Genomic DNA, 23,980 nt, shown 5'->3' with positions numbered 1-23,980 from the left:
CCCTCCGCCCCGTCACCAGTGATTCCCCCGCCCAGGCCGTCGCCGGAATCCGCGACGACGATGTGCAGGGTGCCGGGGCCGCCGCCGTTTCCCGGTTCGTCGAGCACTTCCACTTCCACCCAGCGCTCGGCCGCCGAGCCGGCGACGGCGGCGTTCACCGCGTTGTCGATCAGGTTCCCCAGAACGGTGGTGACGTCCTGGGGTTCGGTGACGTGGCCGCGGACCACGGATTCGGGGCCGAGGCGCAGGCTCACGCCGCGCTCGTCCGCCTCGACGCCCTTGGCGCCAAGGAAGGCCTGCAGATAGGGGTCCTGGAGCAGCTCGGCCTGATCCACCGGGAACGCCAGCGGCCCGGTGCCCGCCAGTTTGGCGAGGTAGTCCTGGGCCTGCTGCGGCTGGCCGATGCTCATGAAGCCGGCAATCGTGTGCAGCTGGTTGGCGAACTCGTGGCGCTGCGCCCGCAGGGCCGCGGACATCGTGCCGACTGCATCGAGCTGCCGGGTCAGCTGCTGCAGTTCGGTCCGGTCCCGCAGCATCACCACCCAGCCCAGGTCCTCGCGACCATGCAGGGCCTTGCGCGCGCTGGCCACCAGTACCCGGCCGCCGGCCACGAGTTCCACGGCGTCGCCCTCGGCCGCGTCGGCCCGGGTCAGGGCCTTCAGCTGGGCCGGCACCGGCGCGGTGCCCCAGGCGCTGCCGGCGAGGTCGGGAACACCGAGCAGCCGCTGGGCGGCGGCGTTGAAAACACTGACCCGGCCGTCGGCCGCAACGCCGATCACGCCGTCGTCGACCCCCTGCAGTACCGCCACCTGGTCGTGTACGAGGGTGCTGATTTCCTCAGGCTCCAGCCCGAGCGTGAGCCGCTGAAGCCGGCGCCGGAGCAGGAAGGACGCCAGTACCCCGGCGAGCAGTGCCCCGGCGGCCGTAACGGCGATGGGAGCGATGTCCCTGGCCAGGCTCTGGCTGATCGTTTCCGTCGAGTAGCCCACGCTCACCTCACCTACCACTGCCCTGGACTCCGGGGCGAACACCGGGACTTTGGCGCCGGCGGAGGGCCCCAGCGTGCCCGTGTTCCGGGTGGTGACCTCCTTGCCGGCCAGGGCTTCGGAGGGGTCGGTGCTCACTTTCTCGCCCAGCCGCTCCGCATCCGGGTGCGCCAGGCGTATGCCGGTCTCGTCCGTAATGACCACGAACAGCGCCCCGGTGCGGGTGCGGGCACCCTCCGCGGCAGCCATGAGCGGCCCGGCCAGCAGCTCGGCCGCCGGGGGAGCAGCGGGAAGGGCGCTGATGGACTGGACCTCTGCCCGCACGGACGGGTCCGAAGCGACGGTCCGGGCCAGGGTCAGCGCCTGGTTCTCCGCCTCGCGCCCCAGCCGGTCATACGTCAGCCAGGCATGGACGGCGCTGCTCAGGAGCACCACCAGCGCCACGACGCCGAGCTGCAGGAGCAGCGTCTGGGTTGAAAAGCGCAGGGCGGGCAGGGCTGTGCGGCGCTTCATCGGGCTCCTGCCTAGGGTTCGTACGGACTGGTTGAGGACGTGAGCAAAATGCGCAAAATGCATCCAACAAGCAGTATGCCAATCAATTGAGCCAAAGACCCAGCCGTGACGGACGCCACTCTAACGTCTGTAGTGCGCATCACACCGGAGTGGTGTCACTCAAAGAAGAAGGAGCCGGCCGTGCTGGTATTACTAGGATTCGCCATGATCGCGGTATTCATGGTGCTGATCATGACGAAGAAGTTGACGCCCGTATTGGCGCTCATCATCGTCCCCACAATCTTCGGGCTTTTCGCCGGCGCGGGCCTCGGCATCGGACCCATGGTCATGGATTCCATGAAGTCCATGACCTCCACGGCAGCGCTGCTGATGTTCGCGATCATCTACTTCGGCCTGATGATCGACGTCGGACTCTTTGACCCCCTGGTCCGGTTCATCCTGCGCAAGCTCGGCAACGACCCCGCCAAGGTGGTCCTCGGCACGGCCATCCTCGCCGCAGCAGTGTCCCTCGACGGCGACGGCTCCACCACCTTCATCCTCACCACCGCGGCGATGCTGCCGGTCTACCTGCGGCTCAAGATGAGCCCCGTGGTCCTGACCTGCGTTGCCGGCCTGGCCAACGGCACCATGAACATCCTGCCGTGGGGCGGTCCCACCGCCCGCGCCGCCTCCGCCCTGAAGATCAGCGTGTCCGAGGTCTTCGTCCCGATGATCCCCTCCCTCATCGCCGGCCTGGTGGTCGTGTTCGCCTTCGCCTGGCTGCTGGGTCTGCAGGAGCGCAACCGCCTCCGCGCCGTCGCCCCGGAAATCTGGGGCACCGGGGACGCCCGGATGCCCGACGCCGGCCCCTCGCGCGGCGGCACCGGCACCGGCCGCTTCGGCTTCGGCCGCAAGGTGACCGGCCCCGCCGGCGGAACTACCGCCGTCGGAAGCCCTGCAACCGGAGGTTCCTCCGTCGCCGTCCTGGAACGCGCCGAGGACCGCGTGGACGGGAGCGACTCGGCCATGGCGCACACCGCCCTGGACCCCAACCGTCCCACCCTGCGCCCCAAGCTCCAGTGGTTCAACCTGGGCCTGACGGTCGCCATCATGGTCCTGCTGGTCGCGGACCTCGTGCCGCTGCCGTTCGTGTTCATGGTCGGCTCCGCCATCGCCCTGCTGGTCAACTTCCCCAAGGTCAAGGACCAGAGCGCCCAGCTGATCGCCCACGCACCGTCGATCGTCGCCGTCGTCAGCATGGTCATGGCCGCCGCGGTCCTGACCGGCGTCCTCAACGGCACCGGCATGGTCAAGGCCATGTCCACCTGGCTGGTGCAGATCATTCCCGCGGACATGGGACCGCTCATGGCCGTCATCACCGGCGTCCTGAGCATCCCGATGACGTTCTTCATGAGCAATGACGCCTTCTACTTCGGCGTCTTGCCGGTCCTCAGCGAAACGGCAGCACACTACGGCATCAGCGCCGCCGAAATGGCCCGTGCTTCCATCACCGGCCAGCCCTTCCACCTGCAGAGCCCCCTGGTCCCGGCCATCCTCCTCCTGGTCTCCCTGGCCAAGGTGGACCTCGGCGACCACCACAAGAAAGTCCTCTGGCGCACGGCAGTCATCTCCCTGGTCATGCTCGGCGTAGGAGTCCTGACCGGAGCCATCGGCATCGGCTAAGAAACCAACGAGCACCACAACAGATAGCAACGAGACTGTCGGGTCCGGAGATATTCCGGACCAGGCAGTCTCGTTTCTGTGTGGCGGAGCCCGAGACCGCCAAGGGTGACGGAGGCGCACCGGCGACGGGACGGACATCCGGAAGCGTGCGTCTAAGCGAGTGCCCCGCCGTCGGGTTCCCTGCCCGAGCTTGCGAGGGGAGGGAACGGCGGGGTGTACGAGCGAGCACGCGTAGGATCGTCCGGCCTGGCGCCGGAAGGCGAGGCGCCGTAAGGCGGCAACCGGCGGACAGCGGCGGGGCACACAGACACGTAGACTGGGACGGAAAATAATCCTTTACTTGCAGGGGAGATCCATGGCTGCGATCAACCGCGACGACGTCGCGCATCTCGCGCAACTCGCGCACATCGAGATGAGTGCCGAAGAGCTCGACAGGATGGCCGGCGAACTCGCCGTCATCGTCGAATCAGTGAAGTCCGTCAGTGAAGCTGCCGGTGATGACGTCCCGGCCACGTCGCACCCGATTCCGCTGACCAACGTGTTCCGCGAGGACGTCGTGGGGCACACGTTCACCGCCGAGCAATCCCTCTCCGGTGCCCCCGACGCGTACGAAGGCCGCTTCAAGGTCCCGGCAATCCTGGATGAGGACTAAGACCATGACTGAGAACAACGAACTGATCCGCCTCTCCGCCGCCGCGCTCGCCGACAAGCTGGCCGCCCGCGAAGTCACCTCCGTCGAGGTCACCCAGGCCTACCTGGACCGGATCGCCGCCGTCGACGGCAAGGTCCACGCCTTCCTGCACGTCAACACGGAGGAAGCCCTTGCCGTGGCCGCCGAAGTGGACGCGATCCGCGCCGCGGGAGGCGCCGCAGCCGAGGAACTGCACGCCCTCGCCGGCGTGCCGATCGCCGTCAAGGACCTCATCGTCACCATTGGCCAGCCCACCACAGCCGGCTCGAAGATCCTCGAAGGCTGGTACAGCCCCTACGACGCCACCGTCGTGGAGCGCCTGCGCGCCGCCAAGATGCCGATCCTGGGCAAGACCAACCTGGACGAATTCGCCATGGGCTCCTCCACCGAGCACTCCGCGTACGGACCCACCCACAACCCGTGGGACCTGGACCGCATCCCCGGCGGTTCCGGCGGCGGTTCCGCTGCCGCCGTCGCGGCCTTCGAAGCCCCGCTGGCCCTCGGCACGGACACCGGCGGATCCATCCGCCAGCCCGGCGCCGTCACCGGCACCGTCGGCGTCAAGCCCACCTACGGCGGCGTCTCCCGCTACGGCGCCATCGCCATGGCCTCCTCGCTGGACCAGATCGGCCCGGTCTCCCGCACCGTGCTGGACTCGGCCCTGCTGCACCAGGTGATCGGCGGCCACGATCCCCGCGACTCCACCTCCCTGCCGGACCCGATCGAGGACCTCGTGGCCGCGGCCCGGACCGGCAACGTCCAGGGCATGAAGATCGGCATCATCAAGGAACTCCACGGCGAGGGCTACCAGGCCGGCGTCGAGAACCGCTTCAACGAGTCCCTGGAGCTACTCAGGGGAGCCGGTGCCGAGATCGTCGAGGTCTCCTGCCCCAACTTCAAGTACGCCCTGGGCGCCTACTACCTGATCATGCCCTCCGAGGCCTCCTCCAACCTGGCCAAGTTCGACGGCGTCCGGTACGGCCTGCGCGTCCTTCCCGAAGAGGGACCGCTAACCATCGAACGCGTCATGGGCGCCACCCGCGCCGCCGGCTTCGGCGACGAGGTCAAGCGCCGCATCATCCTGGGCACCTACGCGCTGAGCGCCGGATACTACGACGCCTACTACGGCTCGGCCCAGAAGGTTCGCACCCTGATCCAGCGCGACTTCGAGGCCGCGTTCGCCAAGGTGGACGTGCTGATTTCCCCGACGGCCCCCACCACGGCCTTCAAACTGGGCGAGAAGCTCAACGACCCGCTCGCGATGTACCTCAACGACGTCGCCACCATCCCCGCCAACATGGCCGGCGTCCCCGGGCTCTCCCTGCCCGGCGGTCTGGCCGACGAGGACGGACTGCCGGTCGGCATCCAGCTGCTGGCCCCGGCCCGCCAGGACGCCCGGCTGTACCGCGTCGGCGCCGTGCTGGAGTCCCTGCTCGAGGCGCAGTGGGGCGGCCCGCTCCTGGACCGTGCCCCCTCACTGACGGCCCCTTCACCGACTGATTCAGCACCGGCGGTTGCTGCTGGCGCCCCCGCGAGCCACGGAGGTTCACACTAATGACTGACGCAACCCTGAGCTTCGAAGAGGCCATGGAGAAGTACGATCCCGTCCTGGGGTTCGAGGTCCACGTCGAACTCAACACCAAGACCAAGATGTTCTCCTCCGCGCCCAACGTTTTCGGCGACGAGCCCAACACCAACGTCAACGAAGTGGACCTCGGCATGCCCGGCGTCCTTCCCGTGGTCAACAAGACCGCGATCGAATCCTCGATCAAGATCGGCCTCGCGCTGAACTGCAAGATCGCCGAGACCTGCCGCTTCGCCCGGAAGAACTACTTCTACCCGGACACCCCGAAGAACTTCCAGACCTCCCAGTACGACGAGCCCATCGCGTACGACGGCTACCTGGACATCGAGCTCGCCGACGGCACCGTGTTCCGCGTCGAAATCGAGCGTGCCCACATGGAAGAGGACGCCGGCAAGCTGACCCACATGGGCGGCGCCACCGGCCGCATCCAGGGCGCGGACTACTCCCTGGTGGACTACAACCGGTCCGGTGTGCCCCTCGTGGAGATCGTTACCAAGCCGATCGAGGGCGCGGGCAGCCGCGCGCCCGAACTCGCCAAGGCATACGTTGCCGCCGTCCGCGAGATCGTCAAGAACCTGGGTGTCTCGGACGCCAAGATGGAACGTGGCAACGTCCGCTGCGACGCCAACGTTTCGCTGCGCCCGCACGGCCGCGAACGCTTCGGCATCCGCTCCGAGACCAAGAACGTCAACTCCCTGCGCGCCGTCGAACACGCCGTCCGCTACGAGATCCAGCGCCACGCCGCCGTCTTGGATTCCGGCGAGCCGGTCATCCAGGAAACCCGGCACTGGCACGAGGACACCCGGACCACGACCTCGGGCCGGGCCAAGTCCGACGCCGACGACTACCGCTACTTCCCGGAACCGGACCTCGTCCCGATCACCGCGTCCCGCGAGTGGGTCGAGGAGTTGCGCGCCACCCTGCCCGAGCCGCCGGCCGCCCGCCGCAAGCGCCTGCAGGCCGACTGGGGCTACTCCGACCTGGAGTTCCGCGACGTCGTCAACGCCGGCGTCATGGACGAGATCGAGGAAACCATCGCCGCCGGCGCCACCCCCACGGTGGCCCGCAAGTGGTGGATGGGCGAGATCGTGGGGCGTGCCAAGAACGCCGACGTCGATCCCGGCCAGCTCGGCGTCAACCCGGCCACCATCGTGGAACTGAACAAGATGGTGGAAGAGGGCAAGATCAACAACAAGATGGCCTCCGAGGTCCTGGACGGCGTGCTTGCCGGCGAAGGCACCCCGGCGGAGATCGTTGAAAAGCGCGGCCTCGCAGTGGTCTCCGACGACGGCCCCCTGCTCGAAGCCATTGACGCGGCCCTCACCGCGCAGCCCGACGTCGCGGACAAGATCCGCGGCGGCAAGGTCCAGGCGATCGGTGCGATCGTCGGCGGCGTCATGAAGGCCACCCGCGGGCAGGCCGACGCCGGCCGCGTCCGCGAACTGATCCTTCAGCGCCTCGGCGTCGAAGGCTAAGGGGCCAAAACCCTAACGCTCCACCAATTCGGTCATGATGGTCTGCAGTGCTTCGCAGACCATCATGACCGAAGTGCGTTTAAGGTTCTCCGGCCTGGCCAGGACATCGATCCTGCGCCGGGTGCTGATGCCTTCCAGCGGCCGCAGCACGATGCCCGGATTCAGCACGGGCCGCGCCGTGTACCGGGGCAAGAGGCCGATCACGCCGCCGGCCGCGACGAGAGCCGCCACGGTCGAATAGTCGTTGATCCGGTGCACAATGTTCAACTCCCGGCTGGAGACGGCCGCGACGGCGGACAGCACGTCGGCGGGGGAGTAGCCGGCGCGGCTGGTCACCCACGGTTCGCCCACGACGTCGTCCGCCGTCACTGCGCGCTGGCCGGCCAGCCGGTGCCCGGCCGGCAGCGCGACGTCCAGCGGCTCATGCGCGAGCGGGATCACCGCGACGCGCTCCTCGGGCCACCGCGGACTGTGATCCATCCGGTGCGCCAGCACAAGGTCATAGCGGGCCGTCAGGGCCGGGAAATCCTGCTGGGCCACGTCCTCGTCCGAGAGCAGGATCCGCGGCTGTCCGGGCGCGTCCAGGAGCCGGGCCAGCGGCGCGAAGAGCGCTTGCCCGGCGCTGTGGAAACCGCTAAGCGTCACCGGCGCGACGGGCGAGCCGTGATAGGCGCCGATCGCCATCTTCGCATCCGCCATCGCGCTCACGACGGCGGCCCCGGCGTCCGCGAGCACCTGTCCGGCCTCCGTCAGCACCAGGTTCCGGCCTTCCTTGCGGGTCAGCGGAACCTCCACGGTCTTCTGCAGCGCGGCCAGCTGCTGGGACACGGCCGAGGGCGTCACGAGGAGGGTTTCGGCGACGGCCTTGACGCTGCCCAGGGCGCCGAGCTCACGCAACATCTCCAGCTGGTGGATTTCCATGCCAGCCATTCTATGCAACAGCTATTTCTAAATCGTCGATTGAGAAGAATTCGGTTGTGCTAATGCTTTTTCGGTGGGTCTAATGGGGTGAGTTGTCCCACATGCCCGCGCCGCACGGCGGAATAGACCGTCCGGGGCAATACACGCGGAGCAAAACACAGTTAGGAAAGTCCATGAAGGCTCTCTACAAGGCCGGTGCCCACGCAGGATTCGAACTCGTCGACCGCCCGGAGCCCGAGGCCGGCCCGGGTGACGTCAAGATCCGGGTCATGACCACCGGCATCTGCGGCACGGACCTGCACATCCAGTCCTGGGACGCCTGGGCGCAGGGCATCATCAACGCCCCGTTGATCGCCGGCCACGAGTTCTACGGCGAGGTCGTGGAGATCGGCGAGGACGTCCTGGACGTCAAAGTGGGGGACCGGGTCTCCGGCGAGGGCCACATCGTGTGCGGCATCTGCCGCAACTGCCGCGCCGGCCGCAAGCAGATGTGCATCAACACCGTCAGCGTCGGCGTCCAGCGCGACGGCGCCTTCGCCGAGTACGTGGTGATCCCCGAGACCAACGTCTGGGTCCACCAGGATCCCTCCGTCACCCCGGAACTGGGCGCCATCTTCGACCCCTTCGGCAACGCCGTCCACACCGCCCTGAGCTTCCCGCTGGTCGGCGAGGACGTCCTGATCACCGGCGCCGGGCCCATTGGGCTCATGGCCATCGCCGTCGCCCGGCACGCCGGCGCCCGCAAGATCGCCATCACCGACATTTCCGCTCCCCGGCTGGAACTGGCCCGGAAGCTCGGCGTCGACCTCGCGATCGACGTCTCGAAAATGCGGGTCAAGGACGCCCAGCGCGAACTCGGGATGCGCGAAGGCTTTGACATCGGCATGGAAATGTCGGGACACCCCACCGCGCTGCCTGAGATGATCGACAACATGAACCACGGCGGCCGGATCGCAATGCTGGGACTGCCCAGCCAGTCCATCGACATCGACTGGGGCAAGGTGGTCACGCACATGCTGACCATGAAGGGCATCTACGGCCGCGAAATGTTCGAGACCTGGTACGCGATGAGCGCCATGCTCTCCTCCAACCCGGTCCTGCACGCCAACATTTCGGCCGTCGTCACCGACTCTCTGCCCGCCACCGACTGGGAAAAAGGCTTCGAGGTTGCCCGCGCCGGCGTCGGGGGCAAAGTGGTCCTCGACTGGACCGTCTTCTAGGCCGCCCTCTCCAGGCCGCCTCTTTCCAGGCCCCCCTCTTTCCGAACCCGCATTTCGCCCCCGCATCCAACCAGCTGAGGAGCCAACCCATGTATTCGACCATCAAGGACCAGCTGCAGCACGAACTCGACGAGATCCGCAGCGCCGGACTGTTCAAGACCGAGCGGCACATCGACTCGCCGCAGGCCAACCACATCAAGGCCGGGCAGATCGGGGAGTCCAGCGCGGACGTCCTGAACTTCTGCGCCAACAACTATCTCGGCCTCGCGGACCACCCGGAGATCGTCGCCGCCGCCAAGGCCGCGATGGACGAGCGCGGCTTCGGCATGGCCAGCGTCCGCTTCATCTGCGGCACCCAGGACCTGCACCTGGCCCTGGAAAAGCGCGTCTCGACGTTCCTCGGAACCGAGGGCACCATCCTGTTCTCCAGCTGCTTCGACGCCAACGGCGGCGTCTTCGAATCCCTCTTCGGCCCGGAGGACGCCGTCATCTCCGACGCCCTGAACCACGCGTCCATCATCGATGGCATCCGGCTCTGCAAGGCCCAGCGCTTCCGCTACGCCAACCAGGACATGGCGGACCTCGAATCGAAGCTGATCGAGGCCACCACACAGGAGAACCCGGCCCGCCGCAAGATCATCGTCACGGACGGCGTCTTCTCGATGGACGGCTTCCTGGCCCCGCTCGAAGCGATCTGCGACCTCGCCGAAAAGTACGACGCCATGGTCATGGTGGACGACTCCCACGCGGTGGGCTTCATGGGCGCCTCCGGCGCGGGCACCCCCGAACACGCCGGCGTCTCGGACCGCGTGGACATCTACACGGGAACCTTCGGCAAAGCCCTCGGCGGCGCCTCCGGCGGCTACGTCTCCGGGCGCCGCGAGGTCATCGCCATGCTCCGCCAGAAGGCCCGCCCTTACCTGTTCTCCAACTCGCTGGCCCCGGCCATCGTCGCGGCCACGCTCAAGGCCCTGGACCTCGTGGAGAACTCCGGCGAACTGCGCACCAAGCTCTTCGCCAACGCGGAACTGTTCCGCAACCGCATGAGCGAGGAAGGCTTCGAACTTCTCCCCGGTGAACACGCGATTGTTCCGGTCATGTTCGGCGACGCCGTCATGGCGGCCAAGGTGGCCGACGCCATGCTCCACAACGGCGTCTTCGTCACGGCATTCAGCTACCCGGTGGTGCCCAAGGGCGCGGCCCGCATCCGCGTCCAGCTCTCCGCCGCGCACAGCGCCGAAGACGTCGAGGCCTGCGTTCAGGCGTTCGTCCGGAGCCGGGCCGCCGTCGCAGCCTAGGCGGATCCCTGAGGCCGGGCCCCTTCAGTTCATCTAGGGGCCCGGCCCGGTCCAGGGGTCCGGCCCTGCTCGTTCATCCCGGCTCCTTCCACTGGCTTTTTCCGCGGGACATGCCCAGCTCCGGCCGCGAGGACTGGACATGATGCCACTATGTCCAACGGCCGCGACCAAGGAAGGGCATGTCCCGGGCCCGGCCGCCGCAACGAGGGACATGTTCAGTCGCGTGGATCAGTGAAGGGCATGTCCCGGGTCTGCCCGCCGCAACGAGGGACATGTCCAGCGGTGCGGACTAGGAAGGGACATGTCCAGGGGCCAGAACCGAGATGACCGGCTCACGCCTCCCCGAATGCTGTTCCGCGGGGCGCGGCTCCCCTGACTGCGCCGCACCCCGTGCCGTAACCCGAGTCTCTCCCGTGCCGCGGCTCCGTCTGCAAGGATGGGACCATGTCAGCAAATTACGATGTCGTGATTGTCGGCGGAGGCATCGCCGGCCTGTCCCTTGCCTCCGCCTTGGCCGGGCGCTGCAGCGTGGCCCTGGTCGAGGCCGAGCAGACCCTGGCGTACCACACCTCGGCCCGTTCGGCCCGGCAGCTGATCCCCAGCTACGGCCCGCCCGTCGTCCAGGAACTCACCGTCCGGACGCTGGAGCTCATCGCCGCCGGCGACACCGAACGCCCGGCACCGGTGCTCACGCCGCGCGGCTTCATGCTGATCGGCGACGACGCCACCGTCCGGGCCAAAGCCAGCGGCCACCTGCACCGGATCACCCACGCCGAGGCGCTGGAACTGTGCCCTGTCCTGGTCCCGGAATCCTTCAGCGCCGCCGGCCTGGACACCGGGTCCTTCGCCTGCAACGCCCCGATACTGCTCGAGGACCACCGGCAGCGGGCCGAAGCCGGCGGCGTGGACATCATCACCGGGGCCAGGGTCCATTCGGCGCAGCGCCTAGGCACCGGCTGGGAACTCGGCGCCGGACAGGAAGGCTTCGAGGCCGCCGTCGTGGTCAATGCGGCCGGCGCCTGGGCGGACGAGCTCGCGGTCCTCAGCGGCGTCGAGAAGCTCGGCCTCCAGCCGTACCGCCGCACCGCCGCGATCGTCGACGTCGGACATCGCCTCCCGGCAACCTGCCCCATGGTGGCGGCGGCCGATGACAGCTTCTATTTCCGGCCCGACGACGGCCAGGTCCTGATCTCGCCCGCGGAGCACGTCCCGAGCGGAGCCGAAGACGCCCGGCCCTACCCCGGCGACATCGAAGGTCTCGTCGCCCGGCTCAACACGATCACGACCCTCGGGATCCGCGGCGTCAGCAAAGCCTGGACCGGTCTGCGGACCGAAGCCGCGGACGGTGTCCCGGTGGTGGGATTCGACGCCGAGGCCACCGGATTCTTCTGGCTCGCCGGCCAGGGCGGCTACGGCTTCCAGACGTCTTCGGCCATCGCCGAACTCGCCGCCGGGCTGATCCTGGCCGGGCAGGGTGCGGCCGCTTCCGGCACGGCCGCAGGCACGGCCGCGGAGGCCAGTCCGGCATCCCGGACAGCGGAGGCGCTGGCCGCGACCCGCTGGTCCATCCGGCGCTGAAGAATGGATCCATGAGCACCCTGATCACCAACATCGCCGAACTCATGACCCAGGACGCGGAACACCGCGTCCTCCGCGACGCGGCGGTGGTGATCGAGGGGGAGCGGATATCCTGGCTGGGTCCCGCGGCCGGCGCGCCGGCGGCGGATGAAGCCGTTGACGCCGGCGGCCGGGCGCTCCTGCCGGGCTGGGTCGATTCCCACACCCACCTGATTTTCGCGGGGGACCGCACGGCCGAGTTCGAGGCCCGGATGGCCGGGGAGAGCTACAGTGCCGGCGGGATCGCCGTGACCACCGGCGCCACCCGGAGCACGAGCGACTTCGAGCTCACCCGGCTGGCGATGGGCCGCATCGCGGAAGCCGTCTCGCAGGGCACCACCTATCTCGAGACCAAAACGGGCTACGGCCTGGACGTCGAGAACGAGGCCCGCAGCGCCCGGATCGCCTCCACGGTCGCGGACGAGGTCACCTACCTCGGGGCGCACCTCGTGCCCGACGGCATGGACGCCGAGGACTACACGGAGCTGGTCTGCGGGCCGATGCTCGCCGCGGTTCTGCCCTACGTGCGCTGGGCCGATGTGTTTTGCGAGCGGGGCGCCTTCAACGAGGACCAGTCCCGCCGGGTGCTGCAGGCCTGCAAGGACGCCGGGCTGGGACTGCGGGTCCACGGCAACCAGCTCGGCGAGGGCCCGGGTGTCCGGCTGGCCGTGGAATTCGGCGCCGCGAGCGTGGACCACGTGAACTACCTTTCGGCCGCGGACATCGACGCCCTCGCCGGCAGCTGGTCCGGCTGGGAGGACGCCGGCGGGGGCGCGCGCGGCACGGTCGCGACGTGCCTGCCGGCCTGCGATCTTTCCACCCGGCAGCCGCTGGCCCCCGGAAGGGAACTGCTCGACGCCGGCGTGCAGCTCGCGTTGGCCTCCAACTGCAACCCGGGCACGTCCTACACAAGCTCGATGGCGTTCTGTGTCACCACTGCCGTGCTGCAGATGCGGCTCAGCGTCCACGAGGCGGTGCGCGCGGCAACTTACGGCGGCGCGCTGGCCCTGGGGCGGGAGTCCGGGAACGACGTCGACGGCGAACGGGCCGTGGGCTCGATCGCCGTCGGGCACCGGGCGGACCTGCACCTGCTCAACGCGCCCTCGGCCACACACCTGGCCTACCGGCCCGGCATTCCGCTCACCCGCGCCGTGTGGCGGGCGGGCGTACGCGCCCGGTGACTCTGGTTTCGACCTAATGCTTTCGACCCTGTCGGCTTACCCCAGGAGGTAACTGTGGCAAGGCTGTTGGAGGAACTGGGCTTCGCTCTCGATCAGCTGTGGGCCCAGGGCCAGGGGCCGGCTGGCCTGGCCCGGCGCCGGGACGCCCGGCTGGCGGCGCTCGTCGCTCACGCCCGGATCAGTTCGCCTTTCTACCGGCGCCTCTACCGGGACGTGAAGGGCGCCCTGGCCGCCGACGGCGTCGTCCTGACGGAGCTGCCACCGGTCACCAAACAGGAGCTCATGGCCAACTTCGATGACTGGGTCACCGATCCCGCCGTCACCCGGGCCGGAGTCGAGGCCTTCATCGCCGACCCGTCCTTGGTCGGGACGCCATACCTGGAACGGTATTTCGTCTGCACAACATCGGGCACCACCGGGCACCCCGGTATCTTCGTGCACGATCCCCGTTCCCTCGCGGTCTCCCAGGCCTTCACTCTGCGCATCGACCTGGCTTGGCTGTCGCCCGCCGAGTTGCTGGCTATGGCCCGCCGCGGGTTGCGCTGGGCGGCAGTTGTGGGCACTGGCGGACACTACGCGGGGGCAGGCTGGGTGCAATGGCAGGGCCGGCGCAGTTGGTGGCGCCGGCGCGCGTTCCGGGCTTTTCCGGTGCAACAGCCGCTGGCACGGCTCGTGGCAGCCCTCAACGACTTCGACCCCTCAGCTGTCACCGGCTATCCGAGTGCCCTCGCGCTGCTCGCCGAGGAGCAGGCAGCCGGCCGGCTCCACCTGAAACCCGTGGTGGTGGAGTTGGCAGGCGAGTCCAGCGGGCCGGAAGTGCGGGCCCGCATCGTGGAGGCGTTCGGGGGCGCCCTCCACGATGCCTACGCGGCCTCCGAGTTCACACCGCTGGCGTTTGACTGCGCCCGCGGCTGGCTGCACGTCAACAGCGACTGGGCCATCCTGGAGCCGGTGGACGCGGACTACCGGCCTACTCCCCCGGGGGAGCCGTCCCACACCGTGCTGCTGACCAACCTCGCAAACCGGGTCCAGCCGCTGATCCGCTACGACCTCGGCGACTCAGTGCTGGCAAAGACCGGTCCGTGCGAATGCGGCAACCCGCTGCCCGCCATCCGGGTCGCCGGCCGCCGCGACGACGTCCTGCGGCTCGTTGCCGCCGACGGGACCGCCCTCCTTGTTCTTCCGCTCGCCATCGGATCCGTCGTCGACGAAACGCCCGGATTGCACCGCAGCCAGCTGGTTCAGACAGGACCGGCAACCATCCGCCTCCGGCTGGAACCCGAACCCGGCGCCGATGCCGGAGTGGTGTGGCGCGCGGCCTCCGCGAGGCTGTCGGAGTACCTCGCCGGGCTGGAACTGGGGAACGTCGACGTCGTCCGCGCGGCCGAGCCGCCAGAGCAGAGCGGCACGAGCGGGAAGTTCCGGCAGGTGATCGCCCGGGTTCCTGACTGAATGGCGGCAGCTAGAAGAACATCGGCGGGGCGTCCAGGACGGTCTCGTCCACGCGCCTCTTTTCCCACTGCGTGAACGGCTTGTCGAGCTCGTATTTGCCCCGCGCGGTGCGCAGCAGGGTGCGGACCTCGGCGTTCTCCGGGTTGTTCAGGGATTCGAAGTACTCCACCGACCAGTGGAACCAGCGCATGCAGAAGAGGCGCATGGTCAGCCCGTGCGTCACGAACAGCGCGTTCGGGGCATAGCTGGGCTTTGACCAGTGCCGGTAGAGGGTCTCCATGAAGGAGGAAATCCGGTCATACACATCGGAGCCGGACTCGCCCTCGCGGAAGCGGTAGAAGAAGTGGCCGTAGGCGTTGCGGAGCTCCTTTTGGTCCTCGATGTCGCCGGCGATCTGAAAGTTCGCCCAGTCCTGCTCCCGCAGCCGCGGTTCCTCGATCACCCGTTCCACGAGCGGGCCGAGGTTGAGCGCCTCGAGGGTCTGGTAGGCACGCAGGTACGGGGAAACGTAGACGCACACCGGGCGGCCGTCCAGTTGGCGCCGGACCTCCTCACCGGCCGCCGTCGCCTGTTCCAGCCCCAGCGGCGTCAGCGGAATCCGGTAGTCCGGGACACGGTTGTAGATCGAGGTGTCGGCATTGGCGGCGGACTGGCCGTGCCGGATCATGATGATTTTCCGGGGCGCACTCATAAACCCCAAGCATAGGGCTCCCGGAAGCAGGTGCCGCAGGCAAAACCCCGCACGGCCGCACCGCCTGGGCAACAGGTGGGGCACCAGCAAACTATCGGCAACGGCAGGCAAGATAGGAACATGTTGGTTCCCTCCCGCCGTCGGCTGCGGTTCGAAGTGTTGATTGTCCTGGGACTGTCGCTGGGGCAGTCCGCGGTGTACTCCGTGGTGCAGCTGCTGGACAAAATGACCACGGCGCCGCTGGCCCAGGGCACGTCCACGCTGAACCGTTCGCAGAGCGCGCGCGAATACTTCGACCTCACCTACCAGCTGCTGGACATCCTCTTTGCCCTCGTCCCGGTGGCCCTGGTGATCTACTTCCTCACCGAGCGCTGGCCAGCCGGAGAACACGGCACCTCGGCGTTCCGGAGGATCGGCTTCAACTTCGCCCGTCCCGGCAAGGATCTCCTGCAGGGACTGGGACTCGCCGCCGCCATCGGCATCCCGTCCCTGGCGCTCTACGCCGCCGGCCGGGCGCTGGGGATCACGACGGCGATCATCCCCAGCGCCCTGGACGCCTACTGGTGGACGGTGCCGGTGCTGGTCCTGTCCGCGATCCGGCACGGGATCGTGGAGGAAGTGATTGTGGTGGGCTATCTCCTGGACCGGCTCGGGAAGCTGGGCTGGAGCACGCCGGCGGCCATCGCGGCCAGCGCCCTGCTTCGCGGCAGCTACCACCTGTACCAGGGGTTCGGGCCGTTTATCGGCAACGCGGTGATGGGCGTGGTCTTCGCCCTTGTTTACACCCGCACCAAGCGGGTGATGCCCCTCGTGATCGCCCACGCCATCCTGGATACCGTGGCGTTCGTGGGATTCAGCCTGTTCGGCAAGGCCGTGGGCCTGGGCTGAGGCGCCCACAAAGCAACGCGGGAGAGTCGGCACTTAAAATATCGCGGGAGAGTCGGCACTTAAAATATATCGGCCGCCATCTCGCGGGTGACAACGTTGGCACCCGCGGGATGGCGGCCGAAGTGTGGGGCAGGTGGAGCGTTAGATCGTGACCGCCCCGGAGGCGGTCTCGAAGGTGACGGAGAGGATTCCGGGCGTGCCGTGCGGCGCGAGCCAGTTCACGGCCACGTCTTCCAGCGGCTTTTCCACGGGCTCGCCAAGCCATTCTGTGACGCGCTCTGCCGAACCGGCAATGGTCAGCGCGGACATCTTGACGTCGCTTGCGTAGGCATTGGAGGGGTGAAGCTCCGGGTCACCCTCCCACTTGAGCATGTAGGGCACCTGCGGGTCGGCGATGAGGCCCAGGATGCCGATCTGCTTCCAGACCAGTTCGCGGCCGTCGGGGAACTTCCGGTTGCCGTTCACGGCGGCGCGGCCCAGCCGCTCCTCGAACGGGCCGAGGTCGTCAACTTCGACGCACCAGCCCATCCAGCCGCCGCCGGCCTCCGAGCGTGCCCGGACTGCCTGGCCGAAGGGGGCCTTGTCCGATGCCGGGTGGTTCAGGACCTCCACGACCTCGACATACTTGTGTCCCGCGAGCGGGATAATCATGTTGCGTGTCCCGAAACGGGGGTGCACTCCACCCTTCACGGCTTCGACGCCGAGGGCAGACGCAATACGTTCAGTGGTGGCTGCCAAGCCATCGTGTTCACAGGCGTAAGAAACGTGATCCATGCGCATGCCCTCATCTTGGCACTTTGTGATGGACCTCTCAGCTTAGGCTTGCCTTACCATGATGGGATGTCTCGGGGTGTCTGGAGGCCGGCGTGCCCGTCGTCTTCATGTTCGTCATAAAGCTATCCAGCGGCCTGCCGCCATTCCTACACTGAACCAAGGTCATGAGTGCCAGCGCAAAGCCCCGGCTTGCTGGCCGGCAACCCTCGTATCGCGGTGGGGTGCCCCGGGTGAAGACCTGGCCGTCCGGCGCCCGCCGGAGGGCAAGCGCGGCGCCTGTGCCGGCCTGGGCCGATGGCCCCGGGCGGTGCTGTGCCCAGTCCCGACAGGAGCAATAATGTCCACTGCCTGGTCCTTCGAAACCCGCCAGATCCACGCCGGCCAGGAGCCGGACTCCGCCACCGGCGCCCGGTCCCTCCCGATCTACCAGACGACGTCGTTCGTGTTCCCGAGCGCCGAAAGCGCCGCGAACCGCTTCGCCCTCGCTGAACTTGCCCCCATTTACACCCGGATCGGCAACCCCACGCAGGACGCGGTGGAACAGCGCGTGGCCAGCCTGGAAGGCGGCCTCGCCGCCCTGCTGCTCAGTTCCGGCCAGGCCGCCGAGACGTTCGCGATCCTCAACGTCGCCGAGGCCGGGGACCACGTGGTCGCCAGCCCCAGTCTCTACGGCGGCACCTACAACCTGCTCGCGCACACGCTGAAGAAGTTCGGTATCTCCGTGACCTTCGTTGCGGACCCCGACAACCTGGACCAGTGGCGCGAGGCCGTCCGGCCCAACACGAAGCTGTTCTTCGGCGAAGTGGTCTCCAACCCCCGCCAGGACGTTCTGGACATCGAGGGCGTTTCCAAGGTGGCCCACGAGGCCGGCGTGCCCCTGATTGTCGACAACACCCTGTCCACCCCCTACCTCATCCGGCCGATCGAGTGGGGCGCGGACATCGTGGTCCATTCCGCCACCAAGTACCTCGGAGGCCACGGCGCCGCGATCGCCGGCGTGATCGTGGATTCGGGCAAGTTCGACTTCGGCAAGGACCCCGAACGGTTCCCCGGCTTCAACACCCCGGACCCCACCTACAACGGACTGGTCTACGCCCGCGACCTCGGCGCCGGCGGCGCGCTCGGGGCCAACCTCTCCTACATCCTCAAGGCCCGGGTCCAGCTCCTGCGCGACCTCGGCTCCGCCGTGTCCCCGTTCAACGCCTTCCTCATCGCCCAGGGCATCGAGACCCTTAGCCTGCGCGTTGAACGCCACGTGGCCAACGCCACCAAGGTGGCCGAATGGTTGGAGGCGCGGGACGACGTCGAATCCGTCGCCTACGCCGGGCTGCCATCCAGCCCCTGGTACGAGCGCGGGCGCAAGTACGGGCCCAAGGGGACCGGCGCCGTCGTCGCGTTCAACATCGCCGGGGGAGCGGAGGCCGGCAAACGCTTCGTTGATGCCCTGGAGCTGCACTCGCACGTCGCGAACATCGGCGACGTCCGCTCCCTCGTGATCCACCCGGCGTCGACCACCCACAGTCAGCTCTCGCCCGAGCAGCAGGCCGTGGCCGGCGTGAACCCCGGCCTGGTGCGGCTCTCGGTCGGACTGGAACACATTGACGACATCCTCGCGGACCTCGACGCCGGATTCCGTGCGGCCAAGAGCGCCTAGCTCCACCGGACAACCGGCGGCCGGCCTCCCGCGGACGGGGAGTGCCGGCCTCCGGCTGTCACACGGAAGTCACAATCTTCGTCATTTCCGCACGCTGTTTCGTACACTCATACAAGGTCATGAGTGCCAGCGACAGCCCCGGCTTGCTGGCCGGCAACCCTCCATTTGCGGCGGGGTGCCCCGGGTGAAGACCTGGCCTGCCGGTCAGCTGACGGCAGGCAAGCGCGAAGTTAGGTCCTCATATGACGATTGCCGTCACCCGCAGTGGTGAACCCGAAACCAAACCAATCCGGAACTCCGTTTCCGCAAGACCCGCCGCCCAAGCTGCCCGGGTGCCGGACGGGACCGTCCAGTACCTCAGGATCGGTGACCTGCAGCTCGAATCCGGGGTCCAGCTGCCGGATGTGGTCCTCGGCTTTGAGACGTGGGGGACGCTGAACGCCGATGCCTCCAACGCCGTCCTCATTGAACATGCCCTGACCGGCGACACCCATGTGACCCGCGGTGCCAGCGAGGAACCCGGCTGGTGGGAACAATTGGCCGGACCCGGGGCCCCCGTGGATACGGACAAGTACTTCGTCGTATCGATCAACATCCTGGGCGGCTGCTACGGCTCCACGGGACCCTCCACGCCGGCCCCCGACGGCCGCCCCTGGGGATCGAGGTTCCCGCTCGTGACTCTGCGGGACACGACCTCCGCCGAGGCGCGGCTGGCCGATGCCCTGGGCATCGACAGCTGGTACGCCGTGCTGGGCGGTTCGCTCGGCGGCGCGCGCGCCCTTGAGTGGGCCGTGACATACCCCTCGCGGGTCCGGCGCTGCGCCGTGATTTCCGTCGGCGCCAGCAGCACCGCAGAACAGATTGCCTTCGCTCAGGCCCAGACTCTGGCCATCCGCCAGGACCCGAACTTCAACGGCGGGGACTACTACGGCGGCCCGGAACCCGAAGCGGGGCTCGCCCTCGCCCGCCGGATCGCGCACATCACCTACCGCTCCGCGGCCGAGCTCGACGGCCGGTTCGGCCGGAACGCCCAGGAGTCCGAGGCGCCCCTGCAAGCCGGATCGCTGGCCGGGCGCGGACGCTATCAGGTCGAAAGCTACCTGGACCACCAGGGCAACAAACTGGTCCGGCGTTTTGATGCCAACAGCTACATCGCCATCACCGAGGCGCTCATGAGCCACGACGTCTGCCGCGGACGCGGAAGCCTCCGGGACTCCCTGGCCCCGGCCACGGCCGAGTTCCTGGTGGCGGCCGTGGACTCGGACCGCCTGTACTTCCCCGCCCAGTCCCGTGCACTGGCCGAGGCCCTGCCGGGGGGCCCCGAGCTGCACATCATCGAGGCGCCGATCGGCCACGACGGCTTCCTCACCGAAATCGGGCAGCTCAGCGGCCAGTTGCGGAGCAATTTCTTCGCCTAGCCGCCGCTCACGGCTGTGCATTTTTGCAGATGCTCCCTGCACTAATGGTCGTTGTGGCTCAGGGCTCCGGGAACCATACTCGTTGGGAATAACGCTGTGTGTGCTAATTCACACAACATCTCAGCCCAACGGTCCACGGGGTGTCGAAGGCGACACCGAAGGAGTTCTCATGAGCACGGAAAACGCTGCCGCGACGCGCGCAGGCGAGCCCGACGTCAAGACGTCCGGCCTGAAGAAGGTGGTGGCGGCCTCCATGGCCGGCACCGTGGTGGAATGGTACGAATTCTTCCTCTACGCATCCGCGGCCACGCTGGTCTTTGGCAAGGCCTTCTTCCCGAATTCGCAGACCGAACTGGACGGAATCCTCGCGGCGTTCCTCACGTACGCCGTCGGCTTCGTTGCCCGCCCGATCGGCGGGATCGTCTTCGGCCACTTCGGCGACAAGTTCGGCCGCAAACAGCTGCTCCAGCTCAGCATCATCCTGGTGGGCGTGTCCACGTTCCTGATGGGCTGCCTGCCCACCTTCGCGCAGATCGGCTACTGGGCCCCGGCGCTGCTGGTCTTCCTTCGCTTCGCCCAGGGCTTCGCCGTCGGCGGGGAATGGGGCGGCGCCGTCCTGCTCGTCGCGGAACACAGCCCCAGCAAGTCCCGCGGCTTCTGGGCCAGCTGGCCGCAGTCCGCTGTTCCGCTGGGCAACCTCTTCGCCACCGCGGTGCTGTTCATCCTGTCCTCCGTGCTGTCCTCGGCGGACTTCCTTAGCTGGGGCTGGCGGGTCGCCTTCTGGCTCTCCGCCGTGATCGTCCTCATCGGTTACTACATCCGCACCAAGGTCAGCGACGCTCCGATCTTCCTCGAAGCACGCAAGGAAGTTGAGGCAGGGCACAAGGGCTACGGCGTTGCCGAGGTCTTCCGCCGCTACCCCCGCGGCGTGTTCACCGCGATGGGCCTGCGCTTCGCGGAGAACATCCTGTACTACCTCGTGGTCACCTTCTCAATCACCTACCTCAAGACGGTGGTCCACGCCGACACCGCCCGGATCCTGCTGCTCCTGCTCGTGGCCCACTTCATCCACTTCTCCGTGGTGCCCATGGTCGGCCGGCTCTCGGACAGGGTGGGCCGCAAGCCCGTCTACATGGCCGGCGCCGTTTTGGGTGCGACCTGGGGCTTCTTCGCCTTCCCGATGATGGACACCGGAAACGATCTGATCATCCTCGCCGCGGTCATCATCGGCCTGCTCTTCCACGCCCTGATGTACGCCGGGCAGCCGGCCATCATGGCCGAGATGTTCCCGACCCGGATGCGGTACTCCGGCGTGTCCCTCGGTTACCAGGTGACCTCGATCGTGGCCGGTTCGCTCGCGCCGATCATCGCCGTCGCGCTGCTGGGCCAGTACAAGTCCTCCGTCCCGGTGGCCATCTACCTCCTGATCGCCTGCGCGATCACCGCCGTCGCCGTGTTCTTCCTCAAGGAGACCCGCGGCGTCTCGCTCCACGACGTCGACGCCGCCGACGCCCAGGGCACCGCAGACCTCCTCGCCGCCGGCAAGCGGTAAGCCGCCGGCCCGGGGAAACACGGCCCGGGGAAACCTGTTGAGTGGCCGTCGGCCCGGATTCGCGCACGGCGCGGACCCGGGCCCTCGGCGTTAACGCTGCTCATGATCTCAGCGTTGCTTGGGCCGCGGGGATTAGAGTGGGCAGTCAGACAAGCCCAGGATCCGGGAGGCATTGTGACCACGCTCGTCAACCGACCCAACACGGCACTGGTCGTAGTGGACATGCAGCTCGGCGTCGTCGCGGGGGCCTACCGCCGCGACGACGTCGTCGCGACCATCGCCGCCCTCGTGCAGAGGGCACGCGACGCCGGGGTGGACGTCATCTGGGTGCAGCATGACGGCGAGGAGCTCCCGCGGGGCAGCGAGGCCTGGCAGTACGTGCCGGAGCTCGTGCGGCGTGATGCGGAGCCGCTTGTGCCCAAGGAGTACAGCGACCCCTTCGAGGCTACGGACCTGGAGTCGGTGCTGGCAGACCGCGGGATCGGCCGCTTCTTCCTGGCCGGCGCGCAGACGGACGAGTGCATTCGCTCGACCCTCCACGGCGGGATCACCCGAGGCTACGACGTCACGCTGGTCGCGGACGCCCACACCACCGAGGACCTGAGCGAATATGGCGCGCCGCCGCCGGAACTCGTGGTGGCCCACACCAATCTGTACTGGCAGAACCACAAGGCCCCGGGGCGGACGGCCGGAACCGTCAACGCGGCCGATATCGACTTCGCCAGCCTTTTGTGATCCTAGCCCTTCATGATTTCAGCGCGCTGGGACATGTAGTCCTCCATGGACAGCTTGCCGTCGCTGTACTGCTGGTCCAGCTCGGCGAGCTTGCGGGCCCGGTAACCCTGCGGGGCCGACGGCGTCTGGGGCGCCTGCGGTTGCCCTGCACCCGGGGCGGGTTCGTGCCGCTGCGGCTGGGGCGGGTTGTTCAGGTACTCCGGGCTGTCCTCGTAGGGAACGGTTGATCCGTAGCCGGCCGGGCCCGGATACTGCTGTCCGGGGTACGGCTCGGTCGGGAACGGCTGGTCCGGGAACCGCGGGCCCGGGTACGGCTGGCCCGGGTTCTCCCCGCCCGGGTACGGCTGGCCCGGGTTCTGCGGGTTCGGGTACTGCTGGCCGGGATACGGCTGATTGGCTCCTCCGGTCTGCTTCGGCGCGCCCAGTTGGCCGAAGCCGCCAAAGTAGTCCTGCTGCGTGTACCCGTCCCGCGGCTGGTTGCTCTGGTTTGGCGGGTTGCCTTGGTTTGCCGGGTTGCTTTGGTTTCCGGGGAACCGGCCGAACTGGCCCGGCATGTTCTGGTTCCGGCCGCGGGTGGACCTCCGGTAGAGGCGCACTCCCATGGGAATCAGGAACGACAACACAATGATCCAGAAGAACATACTGCTCACGGTACGGGGCCTTTCAGCTGCTGGGCCTCTTCATTTGCGGGGCCTGAGGAGTGTGCCTCCAGCTTAGGCCCCGCAGGCTCAGGACCGTACCGCGTCCTCGGTGCCCGGCGGGCCTTCGCCCGAGCCCAGCGGTACGCCGGGCCCGAACACCGGCCCCGGCAGGGGCCGCTTGGCCGTCACGCCGTCGCCCGAGGAACGGTGCCGCAGCCGCCGCACCACCCACGGAACAAAATATTCCCGGGCCCACACAAGGTCCCCGCTGCGGGCCTCCCGCCAACTGCGCTGCGGCATCGGCTTGGGGGCGAGCGGCTCCAGGGTGTGTTCGACGTTCAGCGAATCCAGGACCATCGCCGCAATCGTATGGTGGCCCAGCGGCGAAAAGTGCAGCCGGTCAACATCCCACATCTGCGGATCATTAAGCTGGCGCAGAGACCACATGTCCGCGATCACGGCGTCGTGGCGCGCGGCGATCGTGCGCAGGTTTTCGTTGTAGATGGCCACCTTGCTGCGGATCCGTCCGAGGACCGTGGATCCTGTGTCCGGACCGTTGAACAGGACCACGGTGGCGCCGCCCAGACTCAGGATCTGCACCACCGAGTCCAGCCTTTCGGCCAGCACGTCCGGATCCCCGCCCGGGCGGATGAGGTCGTTGCCGCCCGCGGAGAGCGTGATGAGGTCCGGCTTGAGGGACAGGCAGTGCGCCAACTGCTGGTCCACGATCTGCTGCAGGAGCCTGCCGCGGACGGCCAGGTTGGCGTACGCGAAGTCGTTGTGGCCGCGGCTGAGTTCCTCGGCCACCCTGTCGGCCCAGCCCCGGTGGCCGCCGGGGCTCGCCGGCTCCGGATCGCCGATGCCTTCCGTGAACGAGTCGCCCATGGCCACGTAACGGGTCCACGGGTGGGTCACGACGGTGTCCGCTGACGTCTCCGGTGAATTTTCCATGGCTTCGGTTTCGCTCACGTTCTTATCCTGCACTCTTCCTGTCAAGCTACGCCACCGTAGGTTGTTACCGCCGGG

20 protein-coding genes and 2 riboswitches are annotated in these 23,980 nt (G+C 68.0%); of the genes, 14 read left to right on the top strand and 6 right to left on the bottom strand.

The annotated features are described in order from the left end of the window. A partial coding sequence (locus C9424_RS18225) for a sensor histidine kinase (RefSeq protein ID WP_202615918.1) occupies window positions 1–1,499 on the bottom strand: 1,499 nt, incomplete at its 3' end. Window positions 1,500–1,679: 180 nt separating this feature from the next. On the opposite strand from C9424_RS18225, the gene C9424_RS18220 reads away from it, so the two are divergent. From C9424_RS18220 to gatB, 4 genes are all read left to right on the top strand, one after another. Beyond that, the gene (locus tag C9424_RS18220) at window positions 1,680–3,161 is read left to right on the top strand and encodes a CitMHS family transporter (protein ID WP_116768276.1); all 1,482 of its coding nucleotides are present in this window, start codon (window positions 1,680–1,682) and stop codon (window positions 3,159–3,161) included. A gap of 355 nt (window positions 3,162–3,516) precedes the next feature. Continuing rightward, complete coding sequence (gene gatC / locus C9424_RS18215) at window positions 3,517–3,813, top strand: Asp-tRNA(Asn)/Glu-tRNA(Gln) amidotransferase subunit GatC (RefSeq protein ID WP_091249523.1); 297 nt, start codon at window positions 3,517–3,519, stop codon at window positions 3,811–3,813. Window positions 3,814–3,817: 4 nt separating this feature from the next. Beyond that, a complete protein-coding gene (gatA, locus tag C9424_RS18210) occupies window positions 3,818–5,407 on the top strand; it encodes an Asp-tRNA(Asn)/Glu-tRNA(Gln) amidotransferase subunit GatA (protein ID WP_116768275.1) in 1,590 nt (529 codons plus the stop codon). Further along, window positions 5,407–6,912 carry an Asp-tRNA(Asn)/Glu-tRNA(Gln) amidotransferase subunit GatB gene (gatB, locus tag C9424_RS18205; protein ID WP_116768274.1) on the top strand — a complete coding sequence of 502 codons (1,506 nt, stop codon included), beginning with the start codon at window positions 5,407–5,409 and terminating at the stop codon, window positions 6,910–6,912. The genes gatA and gatB overlap by 1 nt, the downstream gene beginning before the upstream one ends. A gap of 12 nt (window positions 6,913–6,924) precedes the next feature. Here the strand turns inward: gatB and C9424_RS18200 are convergent, their stop codons facing one another. Continuing rightward, on the bottom strand, window positions 6,925–7,833 hold the full coding sequence (locus C9424_RS18200; RefSeq protein WP_116768273.1) for a LysR family transcriptional regulator: 909 nt from the start codon (window positions 7,831–7,833) through the stop codon (window positions 6,925–6,927). 173 nt (window positions 7,834–8,006) lie between these two features. On the opposite strand from C9424_RS18200, the gene tdh reads away from it, so the two are divergent. The 5 genes from tdh (at window position 8,007) to C9424_RS18175 (ending at window position 14,601) form a co-directional block, all read left to right on the top strand. Then, the gene (gene tdh / locus C9424_RS18195; protein WP_116768272.1) at window positions 8,007–9,053 is read left to right on the top strand and encodes an L-threonine 3-dehydrogenase; all 1,047 of its coding nucleotides are present in this window, start codon (window positions 8,007–8,009) and stop codon (window positions 9,051–9,053) included. An 89-nt stretch (window positions 9,054–9,142) separates the two neighbouring features. Further along, window positions 9,143–10,351, top strand: a complete 1,209-nt coding sequence (locus tag C9424_RS18190; protein ID WP_116768271.1) for a glycine C-acetyltransferase — start codon at window positions 9,143–9,145, stop codon at window positions 10,349–10,351. A gap of 444 nt (window positions 10,352–10,795) precedes the next feature. After that, the gene (locus C9424_RS18185) at window positions 10,796–11,929 is read left to right on the top strand and encodes an NAD(P)/FAD-dependent oxidoreductase (RefSeq protein WP_116768270.1); all 1,134 of its coding nucleotides are present in this window, start codon (window positions 10,796–10,798) and stop codon (window positions 11,927–11,929) included. 11 nt (window positions 11,930–11,940) lie between these two features. Further along, window positions 11,941–13,149 carry an imidazolonepropionase gene (gene hutI / locus C9424_RS18180; protein WP_116768269.1) on the top strand — a complete coding sequence of 403 codons (1,209 nt, stop codon included), beginning with the start codon at window positions 11,941–11,943 and terminating at the stop codon, window positions 13,147–13,149. Between the two features lie 54 nt (window positions 13,150–13,203). After that, complete coding sequence (locus C9424_RS18175; RefSeq protein ID WP_202615917.1) at window positions 13,204–14,601, top strand: phenylacetate--CoA ligase family protein; 1,398 nt, start codon at window positions 13,204–13,206, stop codon at window positions 14,599–14,601. Between the two features lie 10 nt (window positions 14,602–14,611). Here C9424_RS18175 and C9424_RS18170 read toward each other — a convergent pair whose 3' ends face one another. Further along, window positions 14,612–15,292: a histidine phosphatase family protein gene (locus C9424_RS18170; protein ID WP_116768268.1), complete on the bottom strand. Its 681-nt coding sequence runs from the start codon at window positions 15,290–15,292 to the stop codon at window positions 14,612–14,614. A 120-nt stretch (window positions 15,293–15,412) separates the two neighbouring features. On the opposite strand from C9424_RS18170, the gene C9424_RS18165 reads away from it, so the two are divergent. Next, entirely contained in the window at window positions 15,413–16,180 is a 768-nt protein-coding gene (locus C9424_RS18165) for a CPBP family intramembrane glutamic endopeptidase (protein ID WP_116768267.1), read from the top strand. Between the two features lie 141 nt (window positions 16,181–16,321). On the opposite strand, the gene C9424_RS18160 is transcribed toward C9424_RS18165, so the two are convergent. Continuing rightward, window positions 16,322–16,960: a VOC family protein gene (locus C9424_RS18160; RefSeq protein ID WP_091249549.1), complete on the bottom strand. Its 639-nt coding sequence runs from the start codon at window positions 16,958–16,960 to the stop codon at window positions 16,322–16,324. A gap of 154 nt (window positions 16,961–17,114) precedes the next feature. Next, window positions 17,115–17,230: riboswitch (SAM riboswitch) on the top strand. Window positions 17,231–17,291: 61 nt separating this feature from the next. On the opposite strand from C9424_RS18160, the gene C9424_RS18155 reads away from it, so the two are divergent. From C9424_RS18155 to C9424_RS18140, 4 genes are all read left to right on the top strand, one after another. Next, window positions 17,292–18,608 (top strand): bifunctional o-acetylhomoserine/o-acetylserine sulfhydrylase, encoded by a 1,317-nt coding sequence (locus C9424_RS18155; protein WP_116768266.1) that lies wholly within the window; start codon window positions 17,292–17,294, stop codon window positions 18,606–18,608. Window positions 18,609–18,723: 115 nt separating this feature from the next. Continuing rightward, a riboswitch (SAM riboswitch) is annotated at window positions 18,724–18,839 on the top strand. An 11-nt stretch (window positions 18,840–18,850) separates the two neighbouring features. Further along, window positions 18,851–20,026 (top strand): homoserine O-acetyltransferase MetX, encoded by a 1,176-nt coding sequence (metX, locus tag C9424_RS18150; protein WP_116768265.1) that lies wholly within the window; start codon window positions 18,851–18,853, stop codon window positions 20,024–20,026. Between the two features lie 169 nt (window positions 20,027–20,195). Beyond that, on the top strand, window positions 20,196–21,578 hold the full coding sequence (locus C9424_RS18145; RefSeq protein ID WP_116768264.1) for an MFS transporter: 1,383 nt from the start codon (window positions 20,196–20,198) through the stop codon (window positions 21,576–21,578). Between the two features lie 174 nt (window positions 21,579–21,752). Continuing rightward, window positions 21,753–22,313 (top strand): isochorismatase family protein, encoded by a 561-nt coding sequence (locus C9424_RS18140; RefSeq protein ID WP_116768263.1) that lies wholly within the window; start codon window positions 21,753–21,755, stop codon window positions 22,311–22,313. Between the two features lie 2 nt (window positions 22,314–22,315). Here the strand turns inward: C9424_RS18140 and C9424_RS18135 are convergent, their stop codons facing one another. Beyond that, on the bottom strand, window positions 22,316–22,954 hold the full coding sequence (locus C9424_RS18135; protein ID WP_237563545.1) for a hypothetical protein: 639 nt from the start codon (window positions 22,952–22,954) through the stop codon (window positions 22,316–22,318). 87 nt (window positions 22,955–23,041) lie between these two features. After that, window positions 23,042–23,905, bottom strand: coding sequence for an SGNH/GDSL hydrolase family protein (locus tag C9424_RS18130; protein WP_116768281.1), 864 nt, complete (start codon window positions 23,903–23,905; stop codon window positions 23,042–23,044). Between the last annotated feature and the right edge of the window lie 75 nt (window positions 23,906–23,980).

The sequence above is a fragment of the Arthrobacter sp. H-02-3 genome (assembly GCF_003097355.1).
GTDB lineage: Bacteria > Actinomycetota > Actinomycetes > Actinomycetales > Micrococcaceae > Arthrobacter > Arthrobacter humicola.
This window is presented reverse-complemented; position numbering and strand designations above follow the sequence as displayed.

Bases quoted from the DNA above. Each gene is read 5' to 3' on its own strand.
- gatC (WP_091249523.1), top strand. From the start codon at position 3,517: ATGGCTGCGATCAACCGCGACGACGTCGCGCATCTCGCGCAACTCGCG.
- gatA (WP_116768275.1), top strand. From the start codon at position 3,818: ATGACTGAGAACAACGAACTGATCCGCCTCTCCGCCGCCGCGCTCGCC.
- gatB (WP_116768274.1), top strand. From the start codon at position 5,407: ATGACTGACGCAACCCTGAGCTTCGAAGAGGCCATGGAGAAGTACGAT.
- C9424_RS18200 (WP_116768273.1), bottom strand. From the start codon at position 7,833: ATGGAAATCCACCAGCTGGAGATGTTGCGTGAGCTCGGCGCCCTGGGC.
- tdh (WP_116768272.1), top strand. From the start codon at position 8,007: ATGAAGGCTCTCTACAAGGCCGGTGCCCACGCAGGATTCGAACTCGTC.
- C9424_RS18190 (WP_116768271.1), top strand. From the start codon at position 9,143: ATGTATTCGACCATCAAGGACCAGCTGCAGCACGAACTCGACGAGATC.
- C9424_RS18185 (WP_116768270.1), top strand. From the start codon at position 10,796: ATGTCAGCAAATTACGATGTCGTGATTGTCGGCGGAGGCATCGCCGGC.
- hutI (WP_116768269.1), top strand. From the start codon at position 11,941: ATGAGCACCCTGATCACCAACATCGCCGAACTCATGACCCAGGACGCG.
- C9424_RS18170 (WP_116768268.1), bottom strand. From the start codon at position 15,292: ATGAGTGCGCCCCGGAAAATCATCATGATCCGGCACGGCCAGTCCGCC.
- C9424_RS18165 (WP_116768267.1), top strand. From the start codon at position 15,413: ATGTTGGTTCCCTCCCGCCGTCGGCTGCGGTTCGAAGTGTTGATTGTC.
- C9424_RS18160 (WP_091249549.1), bottom strand. From the start codon at position 16,960: ATGCGCATGGATCACGTTTCTTACGCCTGTGAACACGATGGCTTGGCA.
- C9424_RS18155 (WP_116768266.1), top strand. From the start codon at position 17,292: ATGTCCACTGCCTGGTCCTTCGAAACCCGCCAGATCCACGCCGGCCAG.
- metX (WP_116768265.1), top strand. From the start codon at position 18,851: ATGACGATTGCCGTCACCCGCAGTGGTGAACCCGAAACCAAACCAATC.
- C9424_RS18145 (WP_116768264.1), top strand. From the start codon at position 20,196: ATGAGCACGGAAAACGCTGCCGCGACGCGCGCAGGCGAGCCCGACGTC.
- C9424_RS18135 (WP_237563545.1), bottom strand. From the start codon at position 22,954: ATGTTCTTCTGGATCATTGTGTTGTCGTTCCTGATTCCCATGGGAGTG.
- C9424_RS18130 (WP_116768281.1), bottom strand. From the start codon at position 23,905: ATGGAAAATTCACCGGAGACGTCAGCGGACACCGTCGTGACCCACCCG.